This window comes from Cryobacterium soli (genome assembly GCF_003611035.1).
Taxonomy (GTDB): Bacteria; Actinomycetota; Actinomycetes; order Actinomycetales; family Microbacteriaceae; genus Cryobacterium; species Cryobacterium soli.
On sequence record NZ_CP030033.1, the window covers coordinates 3,917,212 to 3,943,116 of the forward strand.

A 25,905-nucleotide genomic window follows, 5' to 3' on the forward strand; every position below is an offset into this window, starting at 1 on the left:
GCCCCGCCGGCCACCCCTCTCCAGCCCCCGAACCCCCGAGGCGAACATGACCTTCCCCACTGCACAGACCGGAGCGGCCCAGCCCGGCACAGCACAGCCCGGCTCCGGCGCCGACGCGTCCGACGCATCCTCCCCCGTCGCCCGCGTTCGCGACCTGCGCATCACCCTGCACCGTGAGGGCGCGGCCATCGAGGCCGTGCGCGGCGTGAGCTTCGACGTGATGCCCGGCGAGATCCTCGGCCTGGTCGGCGAATCCGGCTCCGGCAAGAGCGTGCTGGGCCTGAGCATGATGGGGCTGCTGCCCGACTACGCCAAGCCGAAGGTCACCGGCTCGATCCAGATTCAGGGCACCGACATCGTGGGCACCACCGCCGAAGCCGACCGGCTCGTGCGCAAGGAACACATCGGCGCCGTCTTCCAGGACCCGATGACGTCCCTGGATCCCACCATGACCATCGGGCACCAGCTCGCCGAGGTCGCCCGCGACAAGGCCCATGTGCTCGCGCTGCTGGCGGATGTGGGCATCCCCGACCCGGCCACCCGGCTCGGCGCCTACCCGCACCAGCTCAGTGGGGGCCTCCGCCAACGGGTGATGATCGCCCTCGCCCTGGCCCGCAACCCGTCGCTGATCATCGCCGACGAACCCACCACGGCGCTCGACGTGACGGTGCAGGCGCAGATCCTCGACCTGCTGCTCACCCTGCGCGACGAACACGGCTGCAGCGTCATCTTCGTCACCCACGACCTCGGCGTGGCCGCGCAGATCAGCGACCGCATCGCCGTGATGTACCGCGGCGAGATCGTCGAATCCGGCACGGTCACCAGCGTGCTCGGCACGCCCCAGCACGACTACACCAAGGGTCTGTTGGCCTCCCGCATCGACCTGAACACCCCCACCGACCGGCCCATCGTGAGCGCCCACGGCGCCGGCGCGGCCGACCACCTGCCCGATCGCTGGCCCGCCGTGATCCCCGGCGGCCCGGCCGTGACCATCACGGATGTGCGCCGCAGCTTCGTCAGCGGCCCGCTCTGGAAGCGCCGCAGCCTCGACGCCGTCCGAGGCGTCAGCCTCACCATCGCGCAGGGTGAGTCGGTCGCACTCGTGGGGGAGAGCGGCTGCGGCAAGTCCACCCTGCTGCGCATGGTCGCAGGCCTCGACACCCCCACCTCCGGCACCGTCACCGTAGCCGGCACGACCCGCCCGCAGATGGTGTTCCAGGACGCAGGGTCCTCGCTCACCCCGTGGCTGAGCGTGGGCGAACTGCTCCGCGAACGCCTCACCGCCACCACCCCGGGCCTCACCCGCACCCAGGTGCGCGACCGCATCGAGGAGGCCCTTGAGCGCGTGGGCCTGCCCGCCGACGTGGCCCGGGTGCGCGGCGACAGCCTCTCCGGCGGCCAGCGCCAGCGCGTGGCCATCGCCCGCGCCGTGATCGTGCCGCCCGCCGTGCTGCTCTGCGACGAACCCACCAGCGCCCTGGACGTGTCCCTGGCCGCCACCGTGCTCAACCTGCTCGGTCGGCTGCGCCGGGAACTGAACATGTCGCTGCTCTTCGTCACCCACGACCTCGCCGCCGCCCGCGTCATCTCCGACCGCATCGCCGTGATGAACCGCGGCGAGATCGTGGAGCTCGGCGCCGCGTCCGAGGTGTGCGCCAACCCGATCAAGCCGTACACCCGGTCGCTGCTCGCGGCGATTCCCGGCCAGCACCTGCGAGTGGCGCCGCAACGGCCGCCCACCAGCACCATCCCCACGGTCACGACTGCCGACACCTTCGACATCGACCTGGATCTCGACCTCGACCTCGACCTCGGAGAGGCCCGCGCATGAGCGTTTTCGCCCCCACGCCCACCCGAGCCCTGCCCGGCCGTGGCGCCCGCAAGTTCCAGCGGGTCACCGCGCTGCGGCACCGCTCCACGATCGTGAACCTCATCGGCCTCACCGGCCTGGTGCTGCTGGTGCTCCTGGCCCTGCTCGCCCCGGTGCTCGCGCCCTACAGCCCGATCCTGCGCGCCGGTACCCCATTCCAGCCGCCGCTCAGCCCCGGCTTCCTGCTCGGCACGGATGCCCTCGGCTACGACATCTTCTCCCGTCTGCTCTTCGGCCTGCGCGCCAGCATCACCGCCGCGGCCATCGTGATCGCCTCCGGCGTGATCATCGGCGGCCTCGTCGGTGTCGTCGCCGGCGCCCTCGGCGGCTGGGCGGACGGCCTGCTCATGCGGGTCACCGACCTGTTCCTCGCCCTGCCGGGCATCCTCATCGCCATGGTCGTGGCTGCGGCCCTCGGCGCCAGCTTCACCAGCTCGCTGATCGGCGTGGCCGTGGTGTGGTGGCCGATGTACGCCCGGCTGGTGCGCGGCGAGGTGCGCTCCTGGGCGGCCCGGCCGCACCTGGAGGCCGCGACCCTGGCCGGCGTGGGCTGGAGCCGCCGAGTGGCCCGGCACCTGCTGCCCGGCGTCACCTCCACAGTGGTGATCGCGGCGAGCCTGGACGTGGGCGGCCTCGTGGTGGCCATGTCGGGCCTGTCCTTCATCGGCCTCTCCTCGCCGGCCCCGGCGCCCGAGCTCGGCGCCATGGCCGCCCAGGGCATGCAGTACCTGCTGCAGTTCTGGTGGGTGCCCGTGGTGCCGGGACTTGCCGTGATGCTGCTGGCCCTCTGCGCCAACCTCGCCGGCGACGGCATCCGCGACCTGCTGGCCCGCCGATGACCCCCGCATCCGCCCCCGCCCTTCACTCACCAACTTCAGAACGGATGCCGACATGCTGATGTTCATCCTTAAGCGCATCGTCGCCATGGCCGGCGTGCTCCTGGCCCTCACCGTGGCCCTGTTCACCCTGCAGGAGCTCAGCGGGGTCGACCCGGCCAAGGCCTACGTGGGCGCCAACGCCTCGGCCGAGGCCCTCGAACGGGCCCGCGAACGCCTGGGCCTCGACCAGAGCGCCATCGTGCGGTACTTCGACTACCTCGGCGGCCTGCTGCACGGCGACCTGCAGAACTCGCTGCGCACCCGCACCCCGGTCGCCGACGGCCTGGCCGCGGCGTTCCCGGCCACGCTCGAACTGGCGCTGTGGACCCTGGGCTTCGCGCTCATTCTCGGCGCGTTCTTCGCCCTGCTCACCGTGGTGCGCTGGAAGGGCGCCGCCGTGGTGCGGTTCGTGCTGCTCTCCGGAGCCGCAGCGCCCACCTTCCTGCTCGCCATGGTGGGGCTGCTCGTGTTCTACGGGTCGCTCGGCCTTATCCCCGCCGGCGGCCGGTCCAGCTTCAGCGGCGGCTCATCCAGCCCCACCGGCCTGCTCGTGCTCGACGCGCTGCTGGCCGGGCGCATGGACGTGGCCGGCGACGCAGTGTGGCATCTGCTCTTGCCCGCCGCCTGCGCTGCGATCAGCCCGGCGGTGGCCATCGGCCGGGTGCTCGTGGACGGCCTCAAGGTCAACCTCGGCTCCGACCACGCCCGCACCGCCCGCTCGGCCGGCATGAAGGAGTCCGCCGTGCTCGTACGGCACGCGCTGCGCAACTCCCTCGGCGCCACCCTCTCGATGATCGGCATCCAGACCGGGCTGCTGCTCGGCGGGCTCGTGGTGGTGGAGAAGATCACCGGCTGGCCGGGCCTCGGCAGCTACCTGGAGAAGTCGGTCAACGTGAGCGACTTCCCCGGCATCGCCGGCGTCGCCCTGCTGCTCGGCATCACCTACGTGCTGCTGAACACCATCGTCGACGTGCTGCAGGTCGTGGCCGACCGGCGTATCTCCCTCACCTGACCCGCGGATGCGGCCGGCCGGGTCGCATCCGCCCCCAACCTTCACCCCCGACCGGCGCTGCTGCCGGCTTGTTCGAACTGCCCCGGCGGGCCCTGCGCCCGCCACCACGAAAGGAACCACCATGACTGCCGCCGAGACTCTAGACATCGTCGGAAACACCGTGCTCATCGTCGTCGACATCCAGGGCGGCGAGATTCCCCGCGAGGACTCCCGCACCGAGATCCCCTACATGGGCGGCCGCACCGAACGGGCCCCGCGGGTGCGTGAAGTGATCCGGCACTGCCGGGAGAAGGGCATCCCGGTGGTGTTCATCCAGGAGGTGCACAAGCCGTCGCTCGTCGACATCGGCCGTGAGCTCGACGGCTCCGAGGGCCCGCACTGCCTCGAGGGCTGGGAAGAGACCGAGCTGGCCCCGGGCATCGACCCGCGCCCCGAGGAATTCCTGATCAAGAAGCGCCGCTACTCCGCGTTCTTCGGCACCGAGCTGGAGATCGTGCTCAAGGGCTACAAGGCCGAGACCCTGCTGCTCGTCGGCGGCCTCACCGACGTCTGCGTGCACTACACCGCGGTGGATGCGCACCAGCACGACTACCGCTTCCGGGTGCTCACCGACTGCGTCGGCGGCTCCACCCAGCAGGCGCACGACAACGCCCTGCAGGCCATGCACTACCTGCAGCGCGACGCCCTTGTCACCGCCGCGCAGACCAACGCCTGGCTGGCCACCCTGCCCACCCCGGAGCCGGTGAACCCCGTGCACGAACTGGTGCGCAACGCGTGAGCGAGACCACTGAGCTGACCTCTGCTACCGCGGCAACGGCAGTCTCGGCGTCGACGGCCTCACCCGCCGGCGCCCGGGCGCACGCCCGAGCGCAGGGCGGCACGCGGGTCACGACCATGCCCACCGTTCCGGCCGCCACGGCCGGCGGCTGGCCCGCCGGGCTCGCCGAGGACGACCGCTTCGTCGCCGAGACGGTTGCGGGCGGCAACTACACGACCCTCGCCGTGCAACGCGGCACGATCGTGGAGTTCACCGACCTCGACGGCGACGCCTGCGCGCACCTGGCGATCTTCAACCAGGCGCAACTCGACGAACGCCTCAACGTCGCCGACACCGTGAAGATCCAGTGGCAGGCCTACCTCGGCGAGGGTGCCATGCTGCTCTCCGACCGCGGCCGGGTGCTCGCCACCATCGTGTCGGACAACTCCGGCACCCACGACACCTTCGCGGGCACCTCCACCCGCGCGGTGAACGAGGCCCGCTACGGCGACGGCTCCGCGCACAGCGGCACCCCCGCCGGCCGCGAACTGTTGATCCTCGGCGCCGCCAAGCACGGCCTCACCCCGCGCGACCTGCCGCCTACCGTCGCCCTGTTCCAGGGCGTGCGGGTGGCGGAGGACGGCGCGCTGGTGTTCACCGGCTCCACCGGCCCCGGCGCCGTCGTGCGGCTGCGATTCGAGCTGCCCGCCGTGCTGCTCGTGGCCAATGTGCCCTCCCCGGTGGACCCGCGACCGGAGTACACCAGCACGCCGGTGCGCATCCGGGCCTGGCGTGGCGAGGCCGCGAACCTCCAGTCGCCCGAGGCCACCGCAACCCCCGAGGCCGCCCGCGCCTTCGGCAACACCATTGACTACGCCAGAACGAGAGGACTGTGATGGGCCGCACCGACAGCACGCAGACCGGCAGCGACAGCAGCACCGGCCCGGTCGCCGGCACGACGCCGGCCGCCGTGCCCGAGCGGCTCGCCGGCCGCGAGATCGTGCTCGACGAGGTCGTGGGCCGCCGCGGCCCGTGGTCCCACGTCGTGGCCGCCGGCGACGAGCTCACCATCGTCGACCTCGAGGGCAACCAGGCCGTCGACTTCCTGCTCTACGACTCCGCAGACACCGCCGTGCGTTACAGCGCGCCCGACACCATCAGCGCCCAGGGCAACGTCTACCTCAGCCAGGGGTCGGTGCTGCGCGCCAACACCGGCGACGCCCTGATGACCCTCGTGCACGACGAGGTCGGCCGGCACGACACCATCGGCGGCGCCTGCAGCAAGGAGTCCAACTCCCTGCGGTACGGCCACCACACCGTGCACCAGCACGCCTGCGTCGAGAACTTCCTCGCCGAGGGCGCCCTGTGGGGACTGGGCAAACGCGACCTGGTCAGCAACATCAACTTCTACATGAACGTGCCCGTCGAGGCGGATGGCGCGCTCGGCATCGTCGACGGCCTCTCGGCCCCCGGGCTCTCGCTCACACTTCGCGCCGAACGTGACGTGCTCGTGCTGGTGTCGAACTGCCCGCAGATCAACAACCCCTGCAACGGGTTCAACCCCACCCCGGTGCGGATGCTCGTGACCCGGGCCGCCCGATGACCCCGGCCGACCTCCCCACGCCCGGCACGCCGACCGGTCGCGTCGCCGAGGTCTACGCGGCGATCGCCGCCGCGGACCGGCCCGAGGTGTGGATCACCCTTCGCGCCGAGGCCGAGGTGCAGGCCGAGGTCGACGAGGTGCTCGCCCGGGCCGCCATCGCGTGGGAACCGCTGCCCCTGGCCGGGCTGCTGTTCGCCGTGAAGGACAACATCGACGTGGCGGGCCTGCCCACCACAGCGGCCTGCCCCGGCTTCGCCTACCCCGCCAAAGAGGACGCCACGGCCGTGGCCCGGCTGCGCGCCGCCGGCGCCGTGGTGCTCGGCAAGACCAACCTCGACCAGTTCGCCACCGGCCTGGTCGGCACCCGCAGCCCCTACGGCGCGGTGCGGAGCGTCCTGCGGCCCGACCGTATCTCCGGCGGCTCGTCCTCCGGGTCGGCTGTGGCCGTGGCCCTCGGCCTGGTGGACTTCGCCCTCGGCACCGACACCGCCGGCTCTGGCCGGGTGCCCGCCGCCCTGCAGGGGCTCGTCGGGGTCAAGGGCACCGTGGGTCTGGTGCCCACCACGGGCGTCGTACCGGCCTGCCGCAGCCTCGACTGCGTCACCGCGTTCGCCCGCGACCTCGACACCGCCGAGTCGGTGCTGAGGGTGATGGCCGGACCGGATGGCCGTGACGCCCTCGCGGCCCTGCCGCCGGAATCCGCCCCGCTCGCCGCCCCGGCGGCCCCCGTGATCGCCGTGCCCCGCCCCGACGACCTCACCGCGCTCGCGCCGCTCTGGCGGAGCGCCTTCGACGCCCACCTGGCCCGGTTGCGTGACGCCGGCGTCACCCTGGTAGAGATGGACATCTCCCCGTTCCTCGAGGCCGCCGCGTTGCTGTACAACGGCGCCTTCGTGGCCGAGCGTTACGCCGCCGTCGGTGCGGCGATCGATTCAGCACCTGCGGGGCTCGACCCTGTCGTTGCCGGCATCGTCACCGCCGCCGGGCACCTGCCCGCGCACCGGTACGCGGCCGACCTGGTGCGCTTGGCCGAGCTGAAGCTCGCCGGGGAACTCGCCTTCGCCGGCGCCGACGCCATGCTGCTGCCCACCACCACGCACCACCCCACCCTGGCCGAGGTGGCGGCGGAGCCCATCGCCGTGAACTCCCGGCTAGGCACCTTCACCAACTTCGCCAATCTGTTCGGCTACCCCGCGTACGCGGTGCCGATCGATGCGGGCGCGGCAGACGAGAACGTGGGCGTGCAGGTGCTCGCCCGCCCCTTCGCCGACGCCGTCGCCCGTGACGTGGCCGCCCTGCTGCTGCGTGTCGAATCGCGAGACGTCGTTTCGCGAGAGCGGTCAAACGGTCACCTGGGCACTCGCGAAGCAACCATTTCACCGCTTTCGCGGGATGGGGTTTTGCGAGAGCGGTCTAACGGTCACCTGGGTGCTCGCGAAGCAACCATTTCACCGCTTTCGCGGGAGGTGATCTCGCGGGAGGACGTGGGGGAGCGGAGGGTCGCGGGAAGCCAGCTGCGCTTGGACCTCGATGGGGGAGTGCACCTGCTCGTGGTGGGTGCGCACCTGTCCGGGCTGCCGCTGCACGACCGGATGCGTCGGCACGGCGCACTGTTCGCCGACGACGTGCGCACCGCGCCCGGCTACACCCTCGTGGCCCTCGGCGACCCGCTGAACCGGCCCGGCATGATCCGCACGCCCGACTCCGACTCCAGCGTGCTCGGCGAACTGTGGCGGGTACCCGAGACCGCCCTCTCGGCACTGCTGCTCGAGGCCGCGGCCCCGCTCGGCCTCGGCCGGGTCACCCTGGCCGACGGCCGCGAGGTGGTGGGCTACCTCTGTGAGGCCACCGCCGCTGCGGGCAAGCCCGTGGTCGCGGACGGCGACTGGCGTGCACACGTGAACGGAGCCGATCGTGCCTGACGTCGGGCGGGTGGGGTCACCCCGCACCGACGCGCTGCCGGTGCCCGGACTCGAGCCCGTGTCGTCCACCGTCTCGGCGGCAGCCGGCGGCGCGTCCGTGCCGCGGCTCAGCCCTCGCACCAGGCCCCGGCTCTGGCCGCTGGCGCTGGGCACGTTCGCGATCGGGTTCGGCTCGAACATCGTGACGGGGCTGCTGCCCACCATGTCCGCCGACCTGGGCGTGACCGTGCCGGAGATCGGCCGGCTCGTGAGCGTGTACGGCTTCACCTACGCCGTGACCACGCCACTCGTGGCGCTGGCCGGCAACAGGCTGCCCCGGCGGCTGCTGATGCTCACCGCACTGGCGCTGTTCGCGTTGGCCTGCGTGGGCACCGCGTTCGCCGAGGACTACGACACCGTGGCGCTGCTGCGAGGCCTGGCCGCGTTCGCCGCCGGCGGCTTCACGCCCACGGCCACGGTGCTGGCGTCCCGGCTAGCGGCTCCGGGGGAGCGCGGCCGGGCCCTGGCGACGGTGTTCGGTGGTCTCACCACGGCGACCGTCGTGGCCGCACCGGTGGGCAATCTGCTCGGCCCAACGCTCGGATACCGCGGCGTCTACGCGCTCACCGCGGGCCTGGCGGTGCTGGCCTTCGTGGCGGTGCTCACCCTCGTGCCGAGGCCGTCGCGCGAGTCGCTCGAGGCCGCGGTCGTTGCCCGGCCCGGCCGGGGCTGGCCGTCACCGATCGTGCTCGTGGTGCTGCTGGTCTCGATGCTCGAGACCGCTGCCGCGCTCATGGTGCAGACCTACGCATCCCCGTTGCTCACGGCGATGTCGGGCGTGGACGGCATCGGCCTCAGCGTGCTGCTGCTCTGCTACGGTGCGGCCGGGGTGCTCGGCAACATCGTGGGTGGCCGGCTGGCCGACCGTTGGGGTGCCTCGCGCACCCTCTGGCTGAGCTTCGCCGTGTGCGGGGCTGCGCTGGTCCTGCTCCCGATTGCGAGCCGGTCGATCGTGGGCGCCGGCCTGGTGTTCGCTGTGTGGGGGTTCGCCGCCTGGGCGGCAAACTCGCCGCTGCAGGGGATCCTACTCGGCCTGGCCGGACGCCACGGGCAGCTCGTCGTGGCGCTGAACTCCTCGGTGATCGCGCTGGGCACGGGCCTGGGCGCCCTGGCCGGTGGCGCCATCATCGCCGGCGGCGGCATGCTCGTGATCGCATATTGGGGCGCGGGAGTCATGGCCGTGGTGGTAGCCCTGGTGCTCGCGGTGTCGGCGCGCGGGCGGGTGGCCGCGTTCTGAAACCGCCCGAGCCGCGCACCGTCCCGGCGGCGCCCGGCCCGCGTGTGCCCCGCCCATAGCCCGCCCGGCGCCTGGGGGCTCAGTCCCGAAGCGCCGTCACCGAGCCCAAGAACTCGGGGTAGCTCGCGTAGTAGGTGATGCCGTCGCTGTGGGCCACCACGGGCAGGTAGTTCGGGTCGTGGTCGGACGGCGCCTGCAACACGCCCTCGACGGGAACATCCGTGTGAGTCCAGCCATCGTCGATCAGTCGTTGTTCCTCACTGGCCCAGGTGTCGTCATTCTGGCTGGCTTGGGCGTACCAGACGCGCACATCGCCGCCGCTTCGCGTCCAGTAGCAGCCGAATCCCGCGTCCAGAACCGACTGCATTGTGTCGTCCAACACATAGATGTCCGGGTTCAGGGCGAGACCGTCCTCCTCCAACGACGCGTATTCCTCGTCGGTCAGCACGGTGTCGCAGCTGTCTGTGACAGCGGATGCCTCCGGCTCCGGCTCCGGCGAAGACGCGGTCGCGGTCGCGGTCGGCGTCGGCGTCCGCATGGCGGTGGGCACCGGGGTCGCGGTTGAGCTTGCCGTCGGCGACGGTTGAGCACCGTTTCCGGCCGCGCATCCGGTCAGCACGACGACAAGGGCCACACACGCGGGGACTACGGATCGTCTCATGCCACCAACCTAACGACTGGCGAGGCCGCCGACGCGCTCTTGCCTCGCGCATCGCACAGCCCGAGCGGGCGGCCTACCCCGCCGGAGAGGTCCAGGGGGCAGGCCCACCGAAGAGGTAACCCTGACCGTGTTGCCAGCCCTGGTCGCGCAGCGTCGCGGCCTCTTCTTCGGTTTCGATGCCCTCCGCCACCCCGGTGAGACCGAGGTGCGCCACCAGACCGGCCAGCCCCGCGGCGAGGGCCTCGGCACCGCCGCCCTGGCTGCCGGAGCTGAGGGCGTCTTCAGCCGCATGTCCGGCGCCGAGGCCGTGGCCGAGACCGGCGACAAAGCTGGCGTCGAGCTTGAGCCCGGTCACCGGCAGGTCGCGCAGCAGCGAGATCGACGAGAAGCCGGTGCCGAAGTCGTCGACGTGCAGGCCCACGCCGAGCGCCCGTACGGCGCTCAGCCCGCCGACGGTGTGGGCACCGAGCGAGAGCACCGCGGTTTCGGTGACCTCCACGATGAGCCGCCCCGGGTCCACGCCGTGCAGGGTCATCGCCGCGACGAAGGTCTCGGCCCAGTCGTCACGGCTCAGTTCGACGGCCGAGACATTGACGCTGATCGTGCCGGTGGCATCCGGCTGGGCCGCGAGCACGGCACAGGCCTGGTCGAGCACGGCCCGACCGATTCCCACGATCAGGCCGGACTCCTCGGCGACGGCGAGGAAGTCCACCGGCCCCAGGAGCCCCCGATGCGGATGCTGCCAGCGCACGAGAGCTTCGTGCCCCACCACGCTGCCGTCGGACAGGTCCACGACGGGCTGGTAGTGCACGACGAAGTCCCCGGCCTGCAGGGAGCTCCGGATCTCGTCTTCGATGGTGAGCCGGGTCATGGCCTGGGAGTGCATGGTCTCGTCGAAGAACTGCCAGCGCGCCCGCCCCTTGCGCTTGGCGCGGAACAGAGCGGAATCGGTGTCCCGCAGCAGGCTCGCGGCGGTCGAGTCCGGTGTGGACAGGGCGATGCCCATCGACACGGTCGGCACGATCCGGTGCCCGTGGATGGTCAGTTCGGTACCGAGGGCGTCCGCGATGCGCTCGGCCACCTGCTCGATCTCCGCCGCGTCAGTCACCTGAGGCACGACGACCACGAACTCGTCGCCGCCGAAACGCCCCACCCGGTCCTGGGCGCGCAGGGCCCCCATGATGCGCTCGGCGATCACGGTGAGCACCTCGTCTCCGGCCACATGGCCGAGCGAGTCGTTGACGAGCTTGAAGTTGTCCAGGTCGATGAACAGCACCCCGACGACGCCGGCAGACCGGTGGGCGTCTGCGAGGTCGAGCTCGAGGGTGTTGAGGATCCAGGCCCGGTTGTGCATGCCGGTCAGCCTGTCGTTGAAGGCCTGGAACAGCAGCTCCTGCCGGGCGTCGTGCTCCGCCGTGACATCCTCCAGCTGGATGAGCAGCCGCTCGGCCGCACCCGCCGCCGTGCGGATCAGCGACGACGACCGGCGTGCCCAGATAGTCACCCCGTCCGCGCGGGTGAGGCGCACCTCCATCACCGACGGCCCGTGTCCGGCCAGCGTGTCCTGTCGCGCCTGCTGTAGGACGGCCCGGTCCTCCGGGTGCACCAGATCGCCCGTGGACAGCCCGTGCAGCGACGCCTCGTCGCGTTGCAGCATCCGGCACAGTGCGGCATTGACCACCTGGATGCGCCCGCTCGAGTCGCAGAGGACCATGCCCGTCGACGACGAGGTGAGCACCGCGCGGAACAGCTCCTCGGACGCCTCCAGCGCACGCAGCGCCACGGTCTCCCGGTGTACGTCGCGCACCGACACGATGCGGCCGATCATCTCGCCGCTGTCGTCGAAGACGTCACGGATGCCCGCGGAGACCCAGCGGTAGTCGCCGCTCTTGTGCCGGATCCGGAAGGGCGCAAGCACCAGGGAACCGTCACCGGGTTGGTCCCGTCCCACGAGAACGTCGGCACTGTCATCGGGGTGCACATGTTCCATCGAGGGATGCAGCACGAGTTCGGCCGAATGCCAGCCCCAGGCATCCTCGGAGGACGGCGACACCCAGGCGATCCGGTCGTCGGGGCTGACCATCAGCACCACATCGGAGGCGTTCTCGGCGAGCATCCGATACCGCTGCTCGGAGTCCAGCACCGACTGGTTGTCCAGGTGACGACTGGTCACGTCGCGGAGCAGGATCGAGACTCCGGCACCCACCGGGGAGATCCTGAAGTCGTACCACCGTCTCTGCCCGGAGCCCTCGGAGGGCGCGTCATCAAGGTCTTGCGGCACCCCGCTGTCGAGTACCTCGGCGCAGATGCGGGCCAGGCGCTGGGAGATTCCGCGCAGGGAAGGGTCGAACAGGGCGTGGCCGATGACGAGGTCCCGAGGCTCGTTGAGGAACGAGCAGGCGGCAGGGTTGACCTCGGTGACCGTGAAGTGCAGCACGGCACCCCGCTCATCGCGGACGGCCTCCAGAACCACGTACGGGTCGGCCAGACTGTCCAGCGCAGCCCGCAGAAGACCCCGCTCGGCATTCGCGAGGGTTTCCGCTTCGACAAGGGAGTCGATGCTGGTGAAGCCGTGCACGCCGCCGCTGACCGTTCCGTCGTGCGCCAGGATGGGGCCGGACGATCTGAAGAACCACCGGTAGGCGCCATCCGCGCAACGAACCCGGCAGCGGGCGGAGTACCGCTCACCGGACCGGAGCTGCCGGGCTGTCTCGCCGACCATGGGCAGGTCGTCCGGGTGCCAGAAATCCAGCGCCGACTGCCCGGCCACGGCGTCCAGCAGCCACCCCGTTGCCGCGGTGACCGACGGCGACGCCCACTGCACGATGCCGTCGACGGTGGTTCGCAGGACGAAGTCGGTGACGTTGTTGGCCAGGTCCCGATAACCGGCCAGAACCCGCACGGTCGCGGCGCGAGCCCGGGGGCTGTCGGTCTGGTCGTCGAACAGGGAGATCGCGGCCATCGGCTCGCCCGCCTCGTCGTGGATCGGGTAGGAGCTCAGGCTCACCCAGGCGAGGCTGGCGGATGTGCCGCCGACGGCCGGCAGGGACAGGCCGACAAGCAATCCGTCAGTGCACCGGCCCGTGCGGAGGGTCGCGGCCGTCGGCTGGTTCTCCGCGGAGATCGGCGTGCCCCACTCGTCGATGGGGTTCCAGCGCGGGTCGCCCGGCTTGTTCGCGATGAGCTCGGCCCAGGACGCGCGCAGGATCCGGCACGCCTCGAGGTTGCCACCGATGATCTGTCCGTCAACGTCCCGCACGACCACGCCGACGCCGGGGTCGCGAGGTGGGAGCCGGTCGGCGAGGCCGTCGGGAGCGGTGCCGACCCAGCGGATGTCGGTGAGCGGGGTGGCGTCGTCCGGATTCTCGCCGGATGAACCATCCGCGGCCACTGCCAGTGTCATGCTGCCCCCGCCTGTGAGCCGGACGGGCCGCTCTATTGCGCTAATTCTGGCATAAAACCGCACTCGAGGGCACCCGTTGTGGGGGCAGTGCGAGTGCCGTCGCCGCCCCGGCGTTCGGGGATGACGCAGACTTCTGCACTGGAATTGCCGAGGGCGCGCCTGCTCGCCCGTGCGGCCCTGGCCAGCTGGGCCTGACTCCCGACATGCGGGGAGCGCGCACCCCGCGGCTCTCCGGCGTTCTCGGCGGCACCTGACCCCTTGATGAGTGACAGGCGCGCGGATACGGTTTCAGCGTGCACGTCCGACGAAGGAGGTTCCCATGCCCGCCACAGCGCTGCCGTCCAGCGGTGATACTCCCGACAACGAGGCCGGCGCCGGCGCCGTGAAGACGTGCGACGCCCGCGGCATGGCGGAGATCCACCGACTGTTCCGGGCCGGCTTCGGTGAGTCGCCCGGGCTCGTCGGCGGCGTCGCCGACGGCGATTCCGGCCGGGCCGACACCGTCGGCGACTACCTGGCGATGCTCTCGACCGCGCTGCACGCCCATCACGAGGGCGAAGACACCATGCTCTGGGGCCGCCTTGAACGTCGTGCGCCGTCGTGCGCGGCTCACGTCGCACGGATGAAGCAGCAGCACGCCGAGATGCTCGTGCACCTCGGTGAGCTCGACGCACGCCTGCCGGCCTGGCGGGGGAGCGGCAGCGCGACGGATGCCGCATCTGTCACGGCCGCCCTCGCCGGAATCAACGCCGCCCTGGCCGTGCACCTGCCCGACGAGGAGACGAACATCGTGCCCGTGATGGAGACCGTCATCACGCCGCGCGAGGTCGACGCGCTCGCCGAGCACGGGCGCAAAGCCACGCCCAAGGGCAAGATGTTCATCCAGTTGGGCACGATCCTCGCCGCGCAACCGGATGGCGGAACCGACTGGCAGCACGAGCACCTGCCCGCTCCGGTGCGGCTGCTCTGGCGGCTGATCGGCCGGCCGCGGTACGAGCGGTATCGCGCGGAACTGGTGCGCTGACCCAGGCGCCGGGCTGCGCGCTGAGCCGCCGCGGCAGCCCAGCGCGGGCTACGGCAGGGGCATGTTCTGCACGGCCGGCCAAAGCAGCGACACGAACAGTACGACCACCACCACTACGAGCACCGCGAGGCCGAGGATCACGGCATAGGTGAGCACCACCGCCAGCAACTGCAACCCCATCACGCCGGCGGGTGGACTGGCCACGTCGTGCTCATTGTCGAAGATCGCCAGGCCGTCGACGAGGCCGGCCTCCTCCGCCGCGGTCGTGCTCTGCTCTGGTGTGCTCATCTGTACCCCCGGGGGAAGACTACCGGTGCCTGATCATGGCGGGCCGGCCGGCCGGGCTCACGCGGCCGGGTGGTCGTCGAGAGCGGCGCGGGTGTTGGTGCGCGAGGACTGGGTGACGGTGGTCATGGCGCATACGGTACCCCGGCCGCAGGTGCGGTTCAACGGGCATCCGTGGTGCGGCGGAGGTGAGCTGGCCGGCAGGGTCGGGGTGAGCGATGACGGCGCACGGGGCTTTCGGGCAGCGGATGCGCGGGCGTACCGTGGATGGCACAGGCGGTGGCGGTTACACCCAGCGTCGGGGGCCGTCACCGATCGGGAGCTCAGATGGCCGTCAGGGATGCGTTCAGCACAGCGGAGTGGCGCACGGTCGGCGCCGCGCCGTTCCTGGTCGGCCTGTACCTGGTCGGGGCGTCGCAAAGCTCTCCGATGGGGATCGTCACCGAGATGCTGGCCGCGGAGAAGGCGGTCACCCTCGAGGCGTCCCAGCCCGACGGGCTGCCCATCGTGAAGGAGATCGAGGCCGACCTCGTGGCGGAGGTGCTGACGAGGGATTTCGGCCTGATCGACGGCGCCGAGGAGACCCAGGCCCGGGTGCTCGGCGAGCTGACCCTGGCGCTGGCACTCGTGAAGACCCAGGCACCGGGCCTGGATTCCGCGTTCCGGGCCTGGCTCTTCCGGGTCGCCGAGCATGTGGCGCGGGCGTCGGCCGAGGGACAGCCGGGTGGCCGGCGGCTCATCGGAGACCACGAACTCGACGCGCTGCACACCCTGGCCGGCCTGCTCGGGGTGCCCCGGTAGGTATACCGTCGAGGCGTGCGCACGCCGCCATCGATCGACCGGGTGAGCGCCGACGACCTCATGTCGCTGGTCGCCGAACACGGATCCACGCCTATGCAGGTCGGCGCGGTGCTGCTGCTCGACACGACGCCCGGCCTGGACCCCACCCGGCTGGTCACTGAGCTGGGCCGCCGGGTCGCCGGCATACCGCGGCTGCGCCAACGGCTCGAGACGGTGCCGGTGGGATGCGGCCGGCCGATCTGGGTGGACGACCCCGGTTTCGACATGTCCCGGCACGTGCGGGTGAGAGTGCTGGGCGACCCGCTGGCCGAGCAGGAGGTGCTCGACATTGCCGCGACCCTGCTGGGCACGCCCCTGCCGCGCAGCCGGCCGCTCTGGACGGCCACCCTGGTGGTCACCCCGGCCGGCACCGAGGCCGCCCTCATCGTGGTGTTCCATCACGTGCTCGCTGACGGCATCGGCGGCCTCGCGGTGCTGGCCGGCCTGGTCGACGGCGCCCCCGGGCCGACGGTGCCGACCGCACCATTTCCCCGGCCGCGTCCGTCGCCCCGGCAGATCGCCGCGGACATGCTGCGGCTGCGCCTGCGCGCTCTCCGCCGGTTGCCGCAGGACCTGCTGCGCCTGGCGGCGGCGGCCGGCCAGCTGCGGCTCGTGGGCGGCAGCCGCCTGCCGAGCACCTCCCTCAACGTGCCGACGGGACCCCGTCGCCGGTTCCTCGAGATCAGGGTCGACCTGCCGCAGATTCTGAGTGCGGCCCGGGCCCGCCAGGCCACCGTGAACGATGTGTTGCTCGTGGCTATCGCCGGCGCCCTGCACACCCTTCTCCTGAGCCGCGGCGAACGCGTCGACGAGGTCGTGGTGTCGGTGCCGTTCTCGGCCCGGCTGCAGGCCAGCGCCGGGCAGCTCGGCAACGCGAGCGGCGTCATCCCGCTGCGCATCCCCGCCGTGGGCGACCCCGATGAGCGGCTGCGCCGGGTGGCGGCGCTCACCCGCACCGCCAAGCGCACCGCGCGCGGCGCATCCACAGCCCTGATCGGCCCGCTCTTCCGGCTGCTGGCCCGGCTGGGGCTCTACCGACGGTTCATCGACGGCCAACGGCTCATCCACACCTTCACGAGCAACGTGCGCGGGCCGGCCGAGCCGCTCACCCTCGTGGGCTGCCCGATCACCGCACTGCTGCCGCTGAGCGCGGCGACGGGCAATGTCACCGTCGCGTTCGCTGCGCTCTCCTACGCGGGCACTCTGGTGATCACGATTGTCGCCGACCCGGATGCCTGCCCCGACCTGCAGGCGCTCCGGGAGGCGCTCGTGACCGAACTCGCCGCACTGGGCCTCACCGCCATAGGAGGGGTCAGACCGGCCTGACTCGATGGGTATCACACCGGCCTGACCGGCTGCTCACTGCGATACGCCCCTAGCGAAATCCCTGTTGATAGCGTGTTTATCTCGGGACAACGCAGGCGAGGGCCACAAGCTCACACGCCTCGCACCCGCCAAGGAGGACACCCATCACGGTGTCCACCGCACTGACAGGAATAGGGGAATCACCATGACCGTCACCAACAAAGTCGCACTCGTCACCGGAGCCGGCCAGGGCATCGGACGCGGCATCGCTCTGAGGCTCGCCCAGGACGGCTTCGATATCGCCGTGGCCGACCTCGCGGTGCAGGCCGAGAAGGCCGCGGGCGTCATCACAGAGATCGAGGCGTTGGGCCGCGCTGCGGTGTTCGTCAGCGTGGATGTCTCCCAGCGCGACGACGTCTTCGCCGCCGTCGACGCCGCGGCACAGCGCCTGGGCGGGTTCGACGTGATCGTCAACAACGCCGGCATCGCCCAAGTCACTCCGTTGTCGGAGATCACCGAAGACGAGCTCGACTCGATCTTCCGGATCAACGTGAACAGCGTGATCTGGGGCATCCAGGCCGCCGTGGCCAAGTTCGACGAGCTGGGACACCCCGGCAAGATCATCAACGCGGCGTCGATCGCGTCCATCCAGGGATTCCCGATCCTCGGTGCGTACTCGGCGTCCAAGTTCGCCGTGCGCGGCATCACCCAGGTCGCCGCACAAGAGCTGGCGCCGAAGAAGATCACCGTCAACGCCTACGCGCCCGGAATCGTCGGTACGGGGATGTGGGACCTCATCGATGAGAAGCTCAGCGCGATCAATGGCAAGCCCCGTGGACAGAACCTCAAGGAGAACGTCGACGGCATCGCCCTCGGGCGTATCGAAACCCCGGAAGACGTGGCCAAGGTGGTGTCATTCTTCGCCGGGCCCGACTCCGATTACGTCACCGGGCAGGTGCTGCTGGTCGACGGCGGCATGCTCTATAACTGAGTCGCGTCTCTTCAGCCGGGCGGTTCCCTTCGCGGGAGCCGCCCGCTTGTGCCTAGATCGTGCCGAGCGCGAGGAGTTTGGCGCGCACATCCGCGTCGCTGGGCTCGACCATGTGGCTGTTGTCGGCGAACACGAGCACAGGAATCTGGGTGCGGCCGCTGATGGCGCGGGCCCGGTCGGCGCCGTCCTCGACGGTCTCCAGGTCCACGTAGTCGTAGGCCACGCCCAGGCCGTCGAGTAGCTTCTTGGAGCGGCGGCAGTCCTTGCACCACTCGGCGCCGAACATGGTCAAGTCAGCGGCGGCGGGCGTTGCGGGTGTGGTCATGGGTCGAGCTTACGGGCGGGCCGGCTTAGAGAACCCTGGGCACCCCGGACTGCGCCGGCCGTCGCCGGCCGGGCGCTCCCGGCGATCAACCGGAGCGAAAGTGCGAAACGCTCAGCTCGCTGAGGTGAGTTCCGGTTCGTCGGAGGGCGTCACATCCGCCGCGCCCGGCCGCACGCGGGTGGCCAGCACCGGTGCGAACAACACCACGAGAAGCCCCGCCAGCGGAACCACGAGGAGCCCGTAGCGCAGCGTGGTGAGGTCGGCGATGGCGCCCACGATGGGCGGCGACACCAGGAAGCCGAGCCGCAGCAGCCACGCGACGATGGTGAGCCCGGTGCCGGCGCGGAAGCCGGGCAACTCGTCGGCCGCGTGCATGGCCGCGGGGATCAGCGTGGCCACGCCCAGCCCGGCGAGGCCGAAGCCCACGATGGTGCCCGGGATGGACGGGAACGCGAGGGCGCTGCCCATGCCGAGAAAGACGATGGCGCCGCCGGCGCGGGCCACGGCGCGCTGGCCGAACCTGTCGACCAGAGAGTCGCCGAGCATCCGGCCGATGAACTGCATGCCCTGCAGTGCGATGAAGCCCAGTCCGGCCACCAGAGCGGATGTCTCGAGCGTGTCGGTGAGGTAGATGGCCGACCACGAGGCCCCGGCGTCTTCCACGACGGCGCCCGACGCGGCGATCACCACGAGGGCCCCGAGCACCAGCCACTTGCCCAACCGGGCGGGGGAGCGGGTGGGTACCGTGGTGGCGATCGGCGCGGCGGCCTCGGGTTCAAGCGGCTCTGGGCCGGCCAGCAGGAACCGGTAGGTGTAGAGCGCGAACAGGCTGAACGTGACCGCCGAGACCACGAGGTGGGTGCCGCGCGGAACGTCGAGCTGGGCCGCCGCGGCGCCGAGCAGACCGCCCGTGACGGCGCCGATGCTCCACACCGCGTGGAAGGAGTTGAGGATGCTCCTCTTGTACAGCCGCTGCACGCGCAGTCCGTGCGAGTTCTGGGCCACGTCGGTGATGGAGTCCATGGCGCCGGCGAGGAAGATGCCGGCCGCCAGCGCGATCCAGCTCGGCGCGATACCCGCCACGATCAGCCCTACCGAGGTGAGGATGGTGGAGGCGATGGCCACCCGGGACGAGCGGAACCGGCGGATGAGCATGCCCGCGGCGAGTCCGGCGATGAGGGCTCCCAGCGGGAACGCCGCGACGGCCAGCCCGAACTCGGCGTTGCTCAGGCCCAGCTCCGACTTGATCGCGGGATACCGGGGGATCAGGTTCGCGAACAGCGCGCCGTTGGTGAAGAACAAAACAGCGACGGCTACGCGCGCACGGCGCACCTCCACGGCGGGGCGGATGCTGGAGCGAGCGGGAGGCGTCATTGCGTCAGGGGTCTTTCCGGTGGAGGTCGCGAATCCGGTGCGGGGCACAGGGTTCAAGCTTGGCACGGATGCCGGCGCCGGTGGGTGCGCCACCGGCCCGGGCGGCCCTTTCCGGCGACCGGGTGGCTGCCTATGCTGGCAGGGTCGCGCGCAGGCCGGCGGTGCTTCCGCGGTCCGCCTGCCCGGAGCCAGGGAGGAACCCATGACGTTCACCGATCTCGACGGGCGCCCCGAGAAACCACCGCTCAAGGTGGGCCCGGCGGTGCGGGCGCTGGCCGGCTGCGTGGCCCGCACCGCCCTGCTGCTGGCCGAGCGGCGCATCCACCTGCCCCGGGAGAACACCGGCCGGCTGCTGAGTTTCGGCGACGGCAGCCGGGCGGTGGTGTACCGCGAGACCGTAGTGGACCGCGGGGTCACCCACGACCCGGCGGTGCTCGTGGTGGGGTTCCGGTTACGGGTGCTGCGGGGCCGGGCGCACCGCTGGTTCCGGGTGCAGAGCATCCTCAACACGCCACTCTTCGTCGGGTTTCCCGGCTACGTGTCCAAGCTCTGGATGACCCACGACGAACACGGCGTGTACCGAGGCATCTATGAGTGGGACGGCCCCGACCGCGCCGAGACGTACGCGCGCACCCTGTGGCGGGTGCTTGCGCTGGGCAGTGTGCCCGGGTCGATCCACTACCGGGTGCTGACCGGGGTGCACCGGGACGAGTTACTCGCCGATCCGGCGGCCTACCTGCCGGGGACCGGGCCGGCAGTGGACGGGCCGCCGGCCGTGACGGTGATCGGTCCTGCGGGGTGGTGGCGTCCGGCCAGGCCGATGCAGCCCAAAGCCCGGCTGCGCGAACCGGTATGACCGGTTTCGACACGGATGTGCTCGTGGTGGGCGCCGGCACCACGGGGCTCACCCTGGCGTTGCAGGCGCACGACCACGGTGCCCGGGTGCGAATCGTGGAGCGCCGCCCGGAGCCGTTCCGGCCGTCACGGGCGATGGTGATGCATCCGCGCACGCTGGAGCTGCTGCGTCCGCTGGGGGTGACGGATGCCCTGCTCGGCCGCGGCGACACGTCCCCGTCCGTGCGGCTGCACCTGGGCTCGCGCGAGGTCCTGGTGTCGGTGGACCGGTTCGACCTGCCGGGCACGGCCTTCCCGCACCTGCTGCTGATCCGGCAGGCGGATGTGGAGGCGGTGCTGGCCGCGGCGCTCGCCGAGCGGGGCGTACTCGTGGAGCGCGGCACCGAGGTGGTGCGGGTGGCCCGGTTGGGCGGCGGCGGTGCGCGGGCCGTGCTGCGCGGGGATGACCGGCCCGAGCAGGAGGTGCGCTGCCGGTACCTGGCCGGCTGCGACGGACCGGCCAGTCTGGTGCGCCGGTCGGTGGGCGGTTGGCTGGGCGGCGACTACGCACAGGAGGTGGTGCTGGCCGACCTGGAACTGGAAGCATCCGCGTCGCTCGAGCCGGGGGTGGCGCAGGTGGTCGTTGGGCGGCGCGGCCTGGTCTTCCTGTTCAACATCGGGGAGCGGGCCGGCTGGCGCATGCTCGCCACCCGCCCCGCCGGCGCGGACCGGCAGCCGTTCGGCCAGCCGGGACCGACGGTGCCGGCCACGGCCCTGCAGAGCCTGCTCGACGCGGCCGGACTGCCGGCACGGATCGCGTCCGTGGCCTGGTCCGCCCAGGTGCGGCTGCAACACCGCCTCGCCAGCCGGTTCAGCCGCGGGCCTCTGTTCCTGGCCGGCGACGCCGCTCACGCGCACTCGCCGGCGGGAGCGCAGGGCATGAACGCGGGCATCCACGACGCCGTCAACCTCGGCTGGAAACTGGCGCTCGCCTCCAGTGCCGGCTCGGCCGGATCCCTGGCCGGCCTGCCCGGCTCCGCGCTGCTGGATTCGTACGCCGCGGAGCGCCGCCGCGCGGATGCCGCTGTGCTGCGCCTGACACACGCCATCTATTGGGCGGAGGCGAGCCTCAATCCGGTGGCCCAGCTGGCCCGCGGAGTGCTCGTGCCGCTGGCTGCACCGCTGGTGCCCTGGCTGCTTCGGCGCCGCCGGCTCACCGCTGCGGTGGTGCGCACGCTGGCCCAGTTCCGGCTGCGGTACCGGCACAGTCCGCTGTCGGTGGAGGTGCAGGCCTCGCTGGTGCCGGTGCGCGGCGGGCTGGCCCGGCGCGGGCTGCGGCCCGGGTCACGCGTGGCCGACACCCTGGTGCGCTGCGAGGGCCGCCGCGTGCGGTTACACGAGCTGCTTGCGGGGCCGGGGGTGCATATTCTGCTGCAGGCGGATGCCCGCCCGGTGCCGGAGCGTCTGCTCGGTGCGCTGACGCACGCCTACCGGCTCGACGACCGGCCGGGCACCGGCATGCTCGTCGTGCGACCTGACGGATACGTGGCGCTGCGTGCGCCCGTTGTCGACGAGCCGAACCTGGCCGCGTGGTTGCGGATGGTGGGCCTGCTCGTCGGCTGAGTCGGCTGCGAGCTCAGTGCTCGGCCGGTGCGAAGACCAGGGCGCACGGGTCGAGCCGGAAGATCGGATGGTCCGCCACGTCCGGCAGCTCGGCGAGGAAGGCGTCGGCCCGCCGGCCGAGCCGCTTGAGGTATGCAGCCGCGATCCGGGCATGTTCGTCGCCGCGCAGTTCCGTGGCCCGGTACGGGTACCGGCGCCAGCGGATACGCAGCTCGCAGCGTCCGGCGACACGGAGGTTGCGCACCCACTGGGTTTCCCCGCGGCCGGCGATCACGTAGCGGTCGCCCTCGATGTCGAACGGGGCGACGGGGGTGCCGATCTCGCGTCCGCTGGTGCGGCCGCGCACGATGAGCGTGGGTGCGCCGAGGGTGCGCGCGACAGGGTTGACGACGTGCTGCAGGAACGGGCTGGGCGGTAGGTAGCCGCCCTGACGAACGTGGGTGGTGCTCACTGGAGGCTCCTTTCTCAAAGCGAGGCGCGCATCCGCCCCTCGCCGCACACGGTACTGCCGGCGCCGCGGCCGCGGAAGTGCTGCCCGAGGCGGCCTGTCTGAGAACTCTCGAATCATCCGCTGTGTTGGCGTGACCCGGCCCAACCGACGCCGGCAGGAAGACCGATCGCCTTTCCGCAGATTAAGACGCTGCCCGTCTGCCTGTCATTGACCCAGAGTACGTACGCACAGCACCGTGCGCGAGAGGCTGCGGCAGCCGAGCGTTTCCAGGAAGAGCGTGGTCGCATGAGCGATCGAGGTGTCTCGGCACCGAGGTGCCCGAACAGGGCGGGACCGCGCCGACGCGACGGACCCGCCTGCTCCTGGCTGACCCGCTCAGGAGATCCGTGCCTGTGCACGTTCCATCGCTTGGGCGGGTGCGTCTGTGTTGCCGTCGAGCCAGCTGACGTGCTGCACGAGGCGCTCGATCTTCCAGCCGTGCTCGGTGCGGACCATGTGGTTGTCGTACGAGCCGCGCATGAGGTAGAACTCCCCGCCCTCCGCGCCCTCGAGGTAGTGCTGGGCGTACATGTACGACGAGCAGACGGCGCGGTCTGAGTCGTTCTCGTCGAAGGTGATGACGTGATTCGGGCTGATGTGCTGGCGAGCCGTGAACCCGCCCAGACCCACGGCCGCGAATCCCACAAACTGGTCGCGGTCGAAGTCAGCGGCAGGCATGCCGCCTTCGGAGAAGTCGATGTGCACGGGGTTGGTGAAGCAGTCCGCGTACGCGTCCCAGTCGCCTCGGTCGATCGAGGTCGCGTAGGTGATGACGCGTTCGCTGATCGCGGTGCGGTCTTCGAGCTTCTGGATGCGGGCGGCAATATCGGTGGTCATGGTGACCCTCTCATTCATCGGGGCGGATGCCTCGCTCTGACCGTAGACGGTAAGACCGTCTCATGCAAGACGATCTCCGACTGGATCAAAACGTCGATCATGCTGTACTGTCGGGGAGTGCCTGTGACTCCCACCCGTGACGCCCTACCCGACGGGGTATGCGAGATCGTCGCGTCGCCGGAAACCGCCGACCTGACCTGGCTGACTCTCCAGGCTGCAACGGCCTTGGGGAGTGCGTTCGATGCTGTCGCGCGCGAACACGGACTGGTCGACCTCCGCGATTGGCTTGTGCTGACCCTCACGGGCGACGGCAAGCTGCGCACCCAGCTCGAAATCGCGTCCCAGTTGAAGATCGACAAGAGCACCATGGTGCTCATCCTCGACCGCCTGCAGCGTGACGAACTCATCGTCCGCACGACCTCGGCCGCAGACCGCCGCGTGAAGATTCCGGAGTCGACGCCACGAGGTCGAGCGGTCCAGGCGGCTGTGGATACGGCACGCAACCGGTCCGTCGACGCCATGCTCGGCGACACGACCCCGCACGACCGCGAGCTCCTCCGTTCGACGCTGTGGCGCATCGCGATGACCGCGACCCCGGCGACAGCGTCAACGCCGCGAGTCAGCTGAGATCGTCTCCGCCCGCTCTGTGTCCAGGCCCGTGCGTGACCATGTCTTCGCCGCGCTCGGCCGACCAGGTGAGACTGCTCCGGGAGTCAATTTCGCGTACGTCGCCGGTCAGTACCTTGCACTGCCGCTAGACCCACGCGGGTCCGCACGGGTGCGGGTTGTTGTCGATTCGGGCCAGTGGCGTTACCGAGGAGGGGACGTTCAGGATTCGGCTTGACCTTGTGCTCTGCGGAGAGGACGAGAACCAGGCCCGCCATCGCCAGCCACACGATTGCGAAGGCCACTGTGCAGATGATCATGAACATGGTCTGAATCTAACCCTGAATCTCAGCGGGGTGTGCCTCACCCATCGATCGAGATCGACCGGCATGCCACTTCGGCCCAACCAACCAGATGGTGCCGCAACATTGCTCGGGGTGGTCTGGGGCGACGCCGGTGGCCCGCGCGGGTCAGCGCAGCCGCCGCGGTCAGTGCAATCCGCCGACGGGGCGGATAGCGAAGATCTCGGGGTCGTTCTCACCCGGGCCCGGCACGATGGCGATGTCCTCCGGCGCGATCACGCTGCCCGCGGCGGTGACGAAGGCGATCGAGACCGCCTCGCCGGTATCGGCGTACTGGTACAGGCGGCTCGGGCCGTGCCCCGAGGGCCGGTACACGTTGCCCCACTGGGCGAGCGCACCGAGCACGGGCAGCAGCGCGTCGCCGGCCGAGGTCAGGTGGTAGTCGAAGCGTTCCCGGGCGCCTGGCTCCCGGTAGCCGCGCCGCTCAAGCACACCAGCATCCACGAGGCCGCACAGCCGCGACGTGAGGATGTCGGTGGGGATGCCGAGGATCCGGCGAAAGTCGCTGAACCGGCTGTGGCCGCGAAACGCTTCCCGCACGATCAGCACGGTCCACTTGTCTCCGAGCACCTGCATGGTGCGGGCAATGGAGCAGCGAGAGTCGATGCCGGGGCGGTGGGTCGGGCCGGGGGACAGTGCGTGGGGAGCATCGGAACGATCCGTTGTCATGCCCTCATCTTGGCACCACCGCTCCTGGGCGAGTCGAGTGGATTTCATCTTTGCCGCTGTGTAACGTCGATCTCCGGCCAACCACGATCCGCACCACGACCGAACGGCGGCCGGCACCCGCACCTGAAAGGCTCCACATGCACCGACGCATCCGCATCTCGTTCGGCTCAGCCCGGTGAGCGAATCATCGCTCGGCAAGCGGGAGCGCCTGCGGGCGTTGCACGACAAGTTCATCGTGGAGGACCGGTGGCGCACGGCCGACGAACGCACCCGGCTCTACCTGCTGTCGGCGGCCCTGGTGGTTATCGGGGTGGCCGTATTCCTGATCATCCTCGCCGACATCGTGCAGCGGGACGACGTGGCCGGCATCGACATCCCGATGAACGCCTGGCTCATGCAGACCCGCACCGGTGCCATGACCGCGATCATGATCGGCCTGGCCATCGGGTTCGGACCGGTGGCGCTGCCCGTGATCATCCTCGGCACCATCGTTGTCTGGGGCGTGCTCGCCAAACACCTGTGGCGGCCGGTGCTGCTGGCCCTGGGCACCCTCACCGGCCTGGTCCTGGTGCAGGTGATCACCAGGCTCGTCGAGCGGCACCGCCCGCCGGTGGAACTCATGCTCTTCGGCGTCGACACCACCTACTCATTCCCCTCCGGGCATGTGTCGGGTGCCACGAATTTCCTGCTGCTGCTCACCTACCTCATCTACTCCCGGCGCGCAGCGAACCGACGAGCGGTCATCGTCGTGCAAGTGCTGCTAGTGATTGCCGTGGGCCTGGCCGCCATCAGCAGGGTCTACCTCGGGTATCACTGGCCAACGGATGCGCTGGCCTCCATCGCCCTTGCCCTTGCGATCCTCGGCGGCATCATCGCTCTCGACACCTGGCGCACCGTGCGGGTGCGGGCGGGCGGGCGGCTGGGCGCAGACGCATCCGCAGATAGATAGGCAATAGTG

24 protein-coding genes are annotated in these 25,905 nt (G+C 70.9%); 16 read left to right on the top strand and 8 right to left on the bottom strand.

The features are described 5' to 3' along the window. The first annotated feature begins 46 nt into the window (after positions 1-46). From DOE79_RS18205 to DOE79_RS18240, 8 genes are all read left to right on the top strand, one after another. Positions 47-1,831 (top strand): ATP-binding cassette domain-containing protein, encoded by a 1,785-nt coding sequence (locus tag DOE79_RS18205; RefSeq protein WP_181445833.1) that lies wholly within the window; start codon positions 47-49, stop codon positions 1,829-1,831. Further along, complete coding sequence (locus DOE79_RS18210) at positions 1,828-2,709, top strand: ABC transporter permease (RefSeq protein ID WP_120339708.1); 882 nt, start codon at positions 1,828-1,830, stop codon at positions 2,707-2,709. Before DOE79_RS18205 ends, DOE79_RS18210 begins: the two co-directional genes overlap by 4 nt. 52 nt (positions 2,710-2,761) lie before the next feature. Next, entirely contained in the window at positions 2,762-3,760 is a 999-nt protein-coding gene (locus tag DOE79_RS18215; protein WP_120339709.1) for an ABC transporter permease, read from the top strand. 121 nt (positions 3,761-3,881) lie between these two features. Continuing rightward, positions 3,882-4,538 carry a cysteine hydrolase family protein gene (locus DOE79_RS18220; RefSeq protein ID WP_120339710.1) on the top strand — a complete coding sequence of 219 codons (657 nt, stop codon included), beginning with the start codon at positions 3,882-3,884 and terminating at the stop codon, positions 4,536-4,538. Beyond that, entirely contained in the window at positions 4,535-5,413 is an 879-nt protein-coding gene (locus DOE79_RS18225; protein ID WP_245977006.1) for an urea amidolyase associated protein UAAP1, read from the top strand. Before DOE79_RS18220 ends, DOE79_RS18225 begins: the two co-directional genes overlap by 4 nt. Then, entirely contained in the window at positions 5,413-6,120 is a 708-nt protein-coding gene (locus tag DOE79_RS18230) for an urea amidolyase associated protein UAAP2 (RefSeq protein WP_120339711.1), read from the top strand. Before DOE79_RS18225 ends, DOE79_RS18230 begins: the two co-directional genes overlap by 1 nt. Further along, positions 6,117-8,042: an allophanate hydrolase gene (locus tag DOE79_RS18235; RefSeq protein WP_120339712.1), complete on the top strand. Its 1,926-nt coding sequence runs from the start codon at positions 6,117-6,119 to the stop codon at positions 8,040-8,042. Before DOE79_RS18230 ends, DOE79_RS18235 begins: the two co-directional genes overlap by 4 nt. Then, entirely contained in the window at positions 8,035-9,318 is a 1,284-nt protein-coding gene (locus tag DOE79_RS18240; RefSeq protein ID WP_162942838.1) for an MFS transporter, read from the top strand. The genes DOE79_RS18235 and DOE79_RS18240 overlap by 8 nt, the downstream gene beginning before the upstream one ends. Before the next feature lie 79 nt (positions 9,319-9,397). On the opposite strand, the gene DOE79_RS20690 is transcribed toward DOE79_RS18240, so the two are convergent. Together DOE79_RS20690 and DOE79_RS18250 are read right to left on the bottom strand one after the other, a co-directional pair. Beyond that, a complete protein-coding gene (locus DOE79_RS20690; RefSeq protein ID WP_162942839.1) occupies positions 9,398-9,979 on the bottom strand; it encodes a hypothetical protein in 582 nt (193 codons plus the stop codon). Between the two features lie 73 nt (positions 9,980-10,052). Continuing rightward, the gene (locus tag DOE79_RS18250; RefSeq protein WP_120339715.1) at positions 10,053-13,382 is read right to left on the bottom strand and encodes a sensor domain-containing protein; all 3,330 of its coding nucleotides are present in this window, start codon (positions 13,380-13,382) and stop codon (positions 10,053-10,055) included. Positions 13,383-13,701: 319 nt separating this feature from the next. On the opposite strand from DOE79_RS18250, the gene DOE79_RS18255 reads away from it, so the two are divergent. Further along, positions 13,702-14,406: a hemerythrin domain-containing protein gene (locus tag DOE79_RS18255; RefSeq protein ID WP_120339716.1), complete on the top strand. Its 705-nt coding sequence runs from the start codon at positions 13,702-13,704 to the stop codon at positions 14,404-14,406. Positions 14,407-14,454: 48 nt separating this feature from the next. On the opposite strand, the gene DOE79_RS18260 is transcribed toward DOE79_RS18255, so the two are convergent. Next, on the bottom strand, positions 14,455-14,694 hold the full coding sequence (locus DOE79_RS18260) for a hypothetical protein (protein WP_120339717.1): 240 nt from the start codon (positions 14,692-14,694) through the stop codon (positions 14,455-14,457). 324 nt (positions 14,695-15,018) lie between these two features. On the opposite strand from DOE79_RS18260, the gene DOE79_RS18265 reads away from it, so the two are divergent. The 3 genes from DOE79_RS18265 (at position 15,019) to DOE79_RS18275 (ending at position 17,827) form a co-directional block, all read left to right on the top strand. Next, positions 15,019-15,492, top strand: coding sequence for a hypothetical protein (locus DOE79_RS18265; RefSeq protein WP_120339718.1), 474 nt, complete (start codon positions 15,019-15,021; stop codon positions 15,490-15,492). Between the two features lie 15 nt (positions 15,493-15,507). Beyond that, entirely contained in the window at positions 15,508-16,857 is a 1,350-nt protein-coding gene (locus DOE79_RS18270) for a wax ester/triacylglycerol synthase domain-containing protein (RefSeq protein WP_120339719.1), read from the top strand. Positions 16,858-17,041: 184 nt separating this feature from the next. Next, positions 17,042-17,827 (top strand): acetoin reductase, encoded by a 786-nt coding sequence (locus DOE79_RS18275; RefSeq protein WP_120339720.1) that lies wholly within the window; start codon positions 17,042-17,044, stop codon positions 17,825-17,827. Positions 17,828-17,879: 52 nt separating this feature from the next. Here DOE79_RS18275 and DOE79_RS18280 read toward each other — a convergent pair whose 3' ends face one another. Next, positions 17,880-18,152, bottom strand: coding sequence for a glutaredoxin domain-containing protein (locus tag DOE79_RS18280; RefSeq protein WP_120339721.1), 273 nt, complete (start codon positions 18,150-18,152; stop codon positions 17,880-17,882). 111 nt (positions 18,153-18,263) lie between these two features. Next, a complete protein-coding gene (locus DOE79_RS18285) occupies positions 18,264-19,526 on the bottom strand; it encodes an MFS transporter (RefSeq protein ID WP_120339722.1) in 1,263 nt (420 codons plus the stop codon). 202 nt (positions 19,527-19,728) lie between these two features. Between DOE79_RS18285 and DOE79_RS18290 the strand changes: the two genes are divergently transcribed. Beyond that, positions 19,729-20,382 carry a hypothetical protein gene (locus tag DOE79_RS18290; RefSeq protein WP_245977007.1) on the top strand — a complete coding sequence of 218 codons (654 nt, stop codon included), beginning with the start codon at positions 19,729-19,731 and terminating at the stop codon, positions 20,380-20,382. Beyond that, the gene (locus tag DOE79_RS18295) at positions 20,379-21,983 is read left to right on the top strand and encodes an FAD-dependent monooxygenase (protein WP_162942840.1); all 1,605 of its coding nucleotides are present in this window, start codon (positions 20,379-20,381) and stop codon (positions 21,981-21,983) included. Before DOE79_RS18290 ends, DOE79_RS18295 begins: the two co-directional genes overlap by 4 nt. A 13-nt stretch (positions 21,984-21,996) precedes the next feature. Here DOE79_RS18295 and DOE79_RS18300 read toward each other — a convergent pair whose 3' ends face one another. Next, the gene (locus DOE79_RS18300) at positions 21,997-22,434 is read right to left on the bottom strand and encodes a nitroreductase/quinone reductase family protein (RefSeq protein ID WP_162942841.1); all 438 of its coding nucleotides are present in this window, start codon (positions 22,432-22,434) and stop codon (positions 21,997-21,999) included. Between the two features lie 375 nt (positions 22,435-22,809). Beyond that, positions 22,810-23,310, bottom strand: a complete 501-nt coding sequence (locus tag DOE79_RS18305) for a nuclear transport factor 2 family protein (RefSeq protein ID WP_120339725.1) — start codon at positions 23,308-23,310, stop codon at positions 22,810-22,812. 117 nt (positions 23,311-23,427) lie between these two features. Here DOE79_RS18305 and DOE79_RS18310 point away from each other — a divergent pair, with 117 nt between their 5' ends. Further along, a complete protein-coding gene (locus DOE79_RS18310) occupies positions 23,428-23,937 on the top strand; it encodes a MarR family winged helix-turn-helix transcriptional regulator (RefSeq protein ID WP_220094260.1) in 510 nt (169 codons plus the stop codon). 467 nt (positions 23,938-24,404) lie between these two features. Here the strand turns inward: DOE79_RS18310 and DOE79_RS18315 are convergent, their stop codons facing one another. After that, a complete protein-coding gene (locus DOE79_RS18315) occupies positions 24,405-24,947 on the bottom strand; it encodes a winged helix-turn-helix transcriptional regulator (protein WP_120339727.1) in 543 nt (180 codons plus the stop codon). A 175-nt stretch (positions 24,948-25,122) separates the two neighbouring features. On the opposite strand from DOE79_RS18315, the gene DOE79_RS18320 reads away from it, so the two are divergent. Then, positions 25,123-25,896 (top strand): phosphatase PAP2 family protein, encoded by a 774-nt coding sequence (locus DOE79_RS18320; protein ID WP_120339728.1) that lies wholly within the window; start codon positions 25,123-25,125, stop codon positions 25,894-25,896. The last annotated feature ends 9 nt before the right edge of the window (positions 25,897-25,905 follow it).

What these genes read in the sequence shown, in the direction of transcription:
- DOE79_RS18205 (WP_181445833.1), top strand. Translation starts at nt 47, where the DNA reads ATGACCTTCCCCACTGCACAGACCGGAGCGGCCCAGCCCGGCACAGCA.
- DOE79_RS18210 (WP_120339708.1), top strand. Translation starts at nt 1,828, where the DNA reads ATGAGCGTTTTCGCCCCCACGCCCACCCGAGCCCTGCCCGGCCGTGGC.
- DOE79_RS18215 (WP_120339709.1), top strand. Translation starts at nt 2,762, where the DNA reads ATGCTGATGTTCATCCTTAAGCGCATCGTCGCCATGGCCGGCGTGCTC.
- DOE79_RS18220 (WP_120339710.1), top strand. Translation starts at nt 3,882, where the DNA reads ATGACTGCCGCCGAGACTCTAGACATCGTCGGAAACACCGTGCTCATC.
- DOE79_RS18230 (WP_120339711.1), top strand. Translation starts at nt 5,413, where the DNA reads ATGGGCCGCACCGACAGCACGCAGACCGGCAGCGACAGCAGCACCGGC.
- DOE79_RS18235 (WP_120339712.1), top strand. Translation starts at nt 6,117, where the DNA reads ATGACCCCGGCCGACCTCCCCACGCCCGGCACGCCGACCGGTCGCGTC.
- DOE79_RS20690 (WP_162942839.1), bottom strand. Translation starts at nt 9,979, where the DNA reads ATGAGACGATCCGTAGTCCCCGCGTGTGTGGCCCTTGTCGTCGTGCTG.
- DOE79_RS18250 (WP_120339715.1), bottom strand. Translation starts at nt 13,382, where the DNA reads ATGACACTGGCAGTGGCCGCGGATGGTTCATCCGGCGAGAATCCGGAC.
- DOE79_RS18255 (WP_120339716.1), top strand. Translation starts at nt 13,702, where the DNA reads ATGCCCGCCACAGCGCTGCCGTCCAGCGGTGATACTCCCGACAACGAG.
- DOE79_RS18260 (WP_120339717.1), bottom strand. Translation starts at nt 14,694, where the DNA reads ATGAGCACACCAGAGCAGAGCACGACCGCGGCGGAGGAGGCCGGCCTC.
- DOE79_RS18265 (WP_120339718.1), top strand. Translation starts at nt 15,019, where the DNA reads ATGGCCGTCAGGGATGCGTTCAGCACAGCGGAGTGGCGCACGGTCGGC.
- DOE79_RS18275 (WP_120339720.1), top strand. Translation starts at nt 17,042, where the DNA reads ATGACCGTCACCAACAAAGTCGCACTCGTCACCGGAGCCGGCCAGGGC.
- DOE79_RS18280 (WP_120339721.1), bottom strand. Translation starts at nt 18,152, where the DNA reads ATGACCACACCCGCAACGCCCGCCGCCGCTGACTTGACCATGTTCGGC.
- DOE79_RS18285 (WP_120339722.1), bottom strand. Translation starts at nt 19,526, where the DNA reads ATGACGCCTCCCGCTCGCTCCAGCATCCGCCCCGCCGTGGAGGTGCGC.
- DOE79_RS18290 (WP_245977007.1), top strand. Translation starts at nt 19,729, where the DNA reads ATGACGTTCACCGATCTCGACGGGCGCCCCGAGAAACCACCGCTCAAG.
- DOE79_RS18295 (WP_162942840.1), top strand. Translation starts at nt 20,379, where the DNA reads ATGACCGGTTTCGACACGGATGTGCTCGTGGTGGGCGCCGGCACCACG.
- DOE79_RS18305 (WP_120339725.1), bottom strand. Translation starts at nt 23,310, where the DNA reads ATGACCACCGATATTGCCGCCCGCATCCAGAAGCTCGAAGACCGCACC.
- DOE79_RS18315 (WP_120339727.1), bottom strand. Translation starts at nt 24,947, where the DNA reads ATGACAACGGATCGTTCCGATGCTCCCCACGCACTGTCCCCCGGCCCG.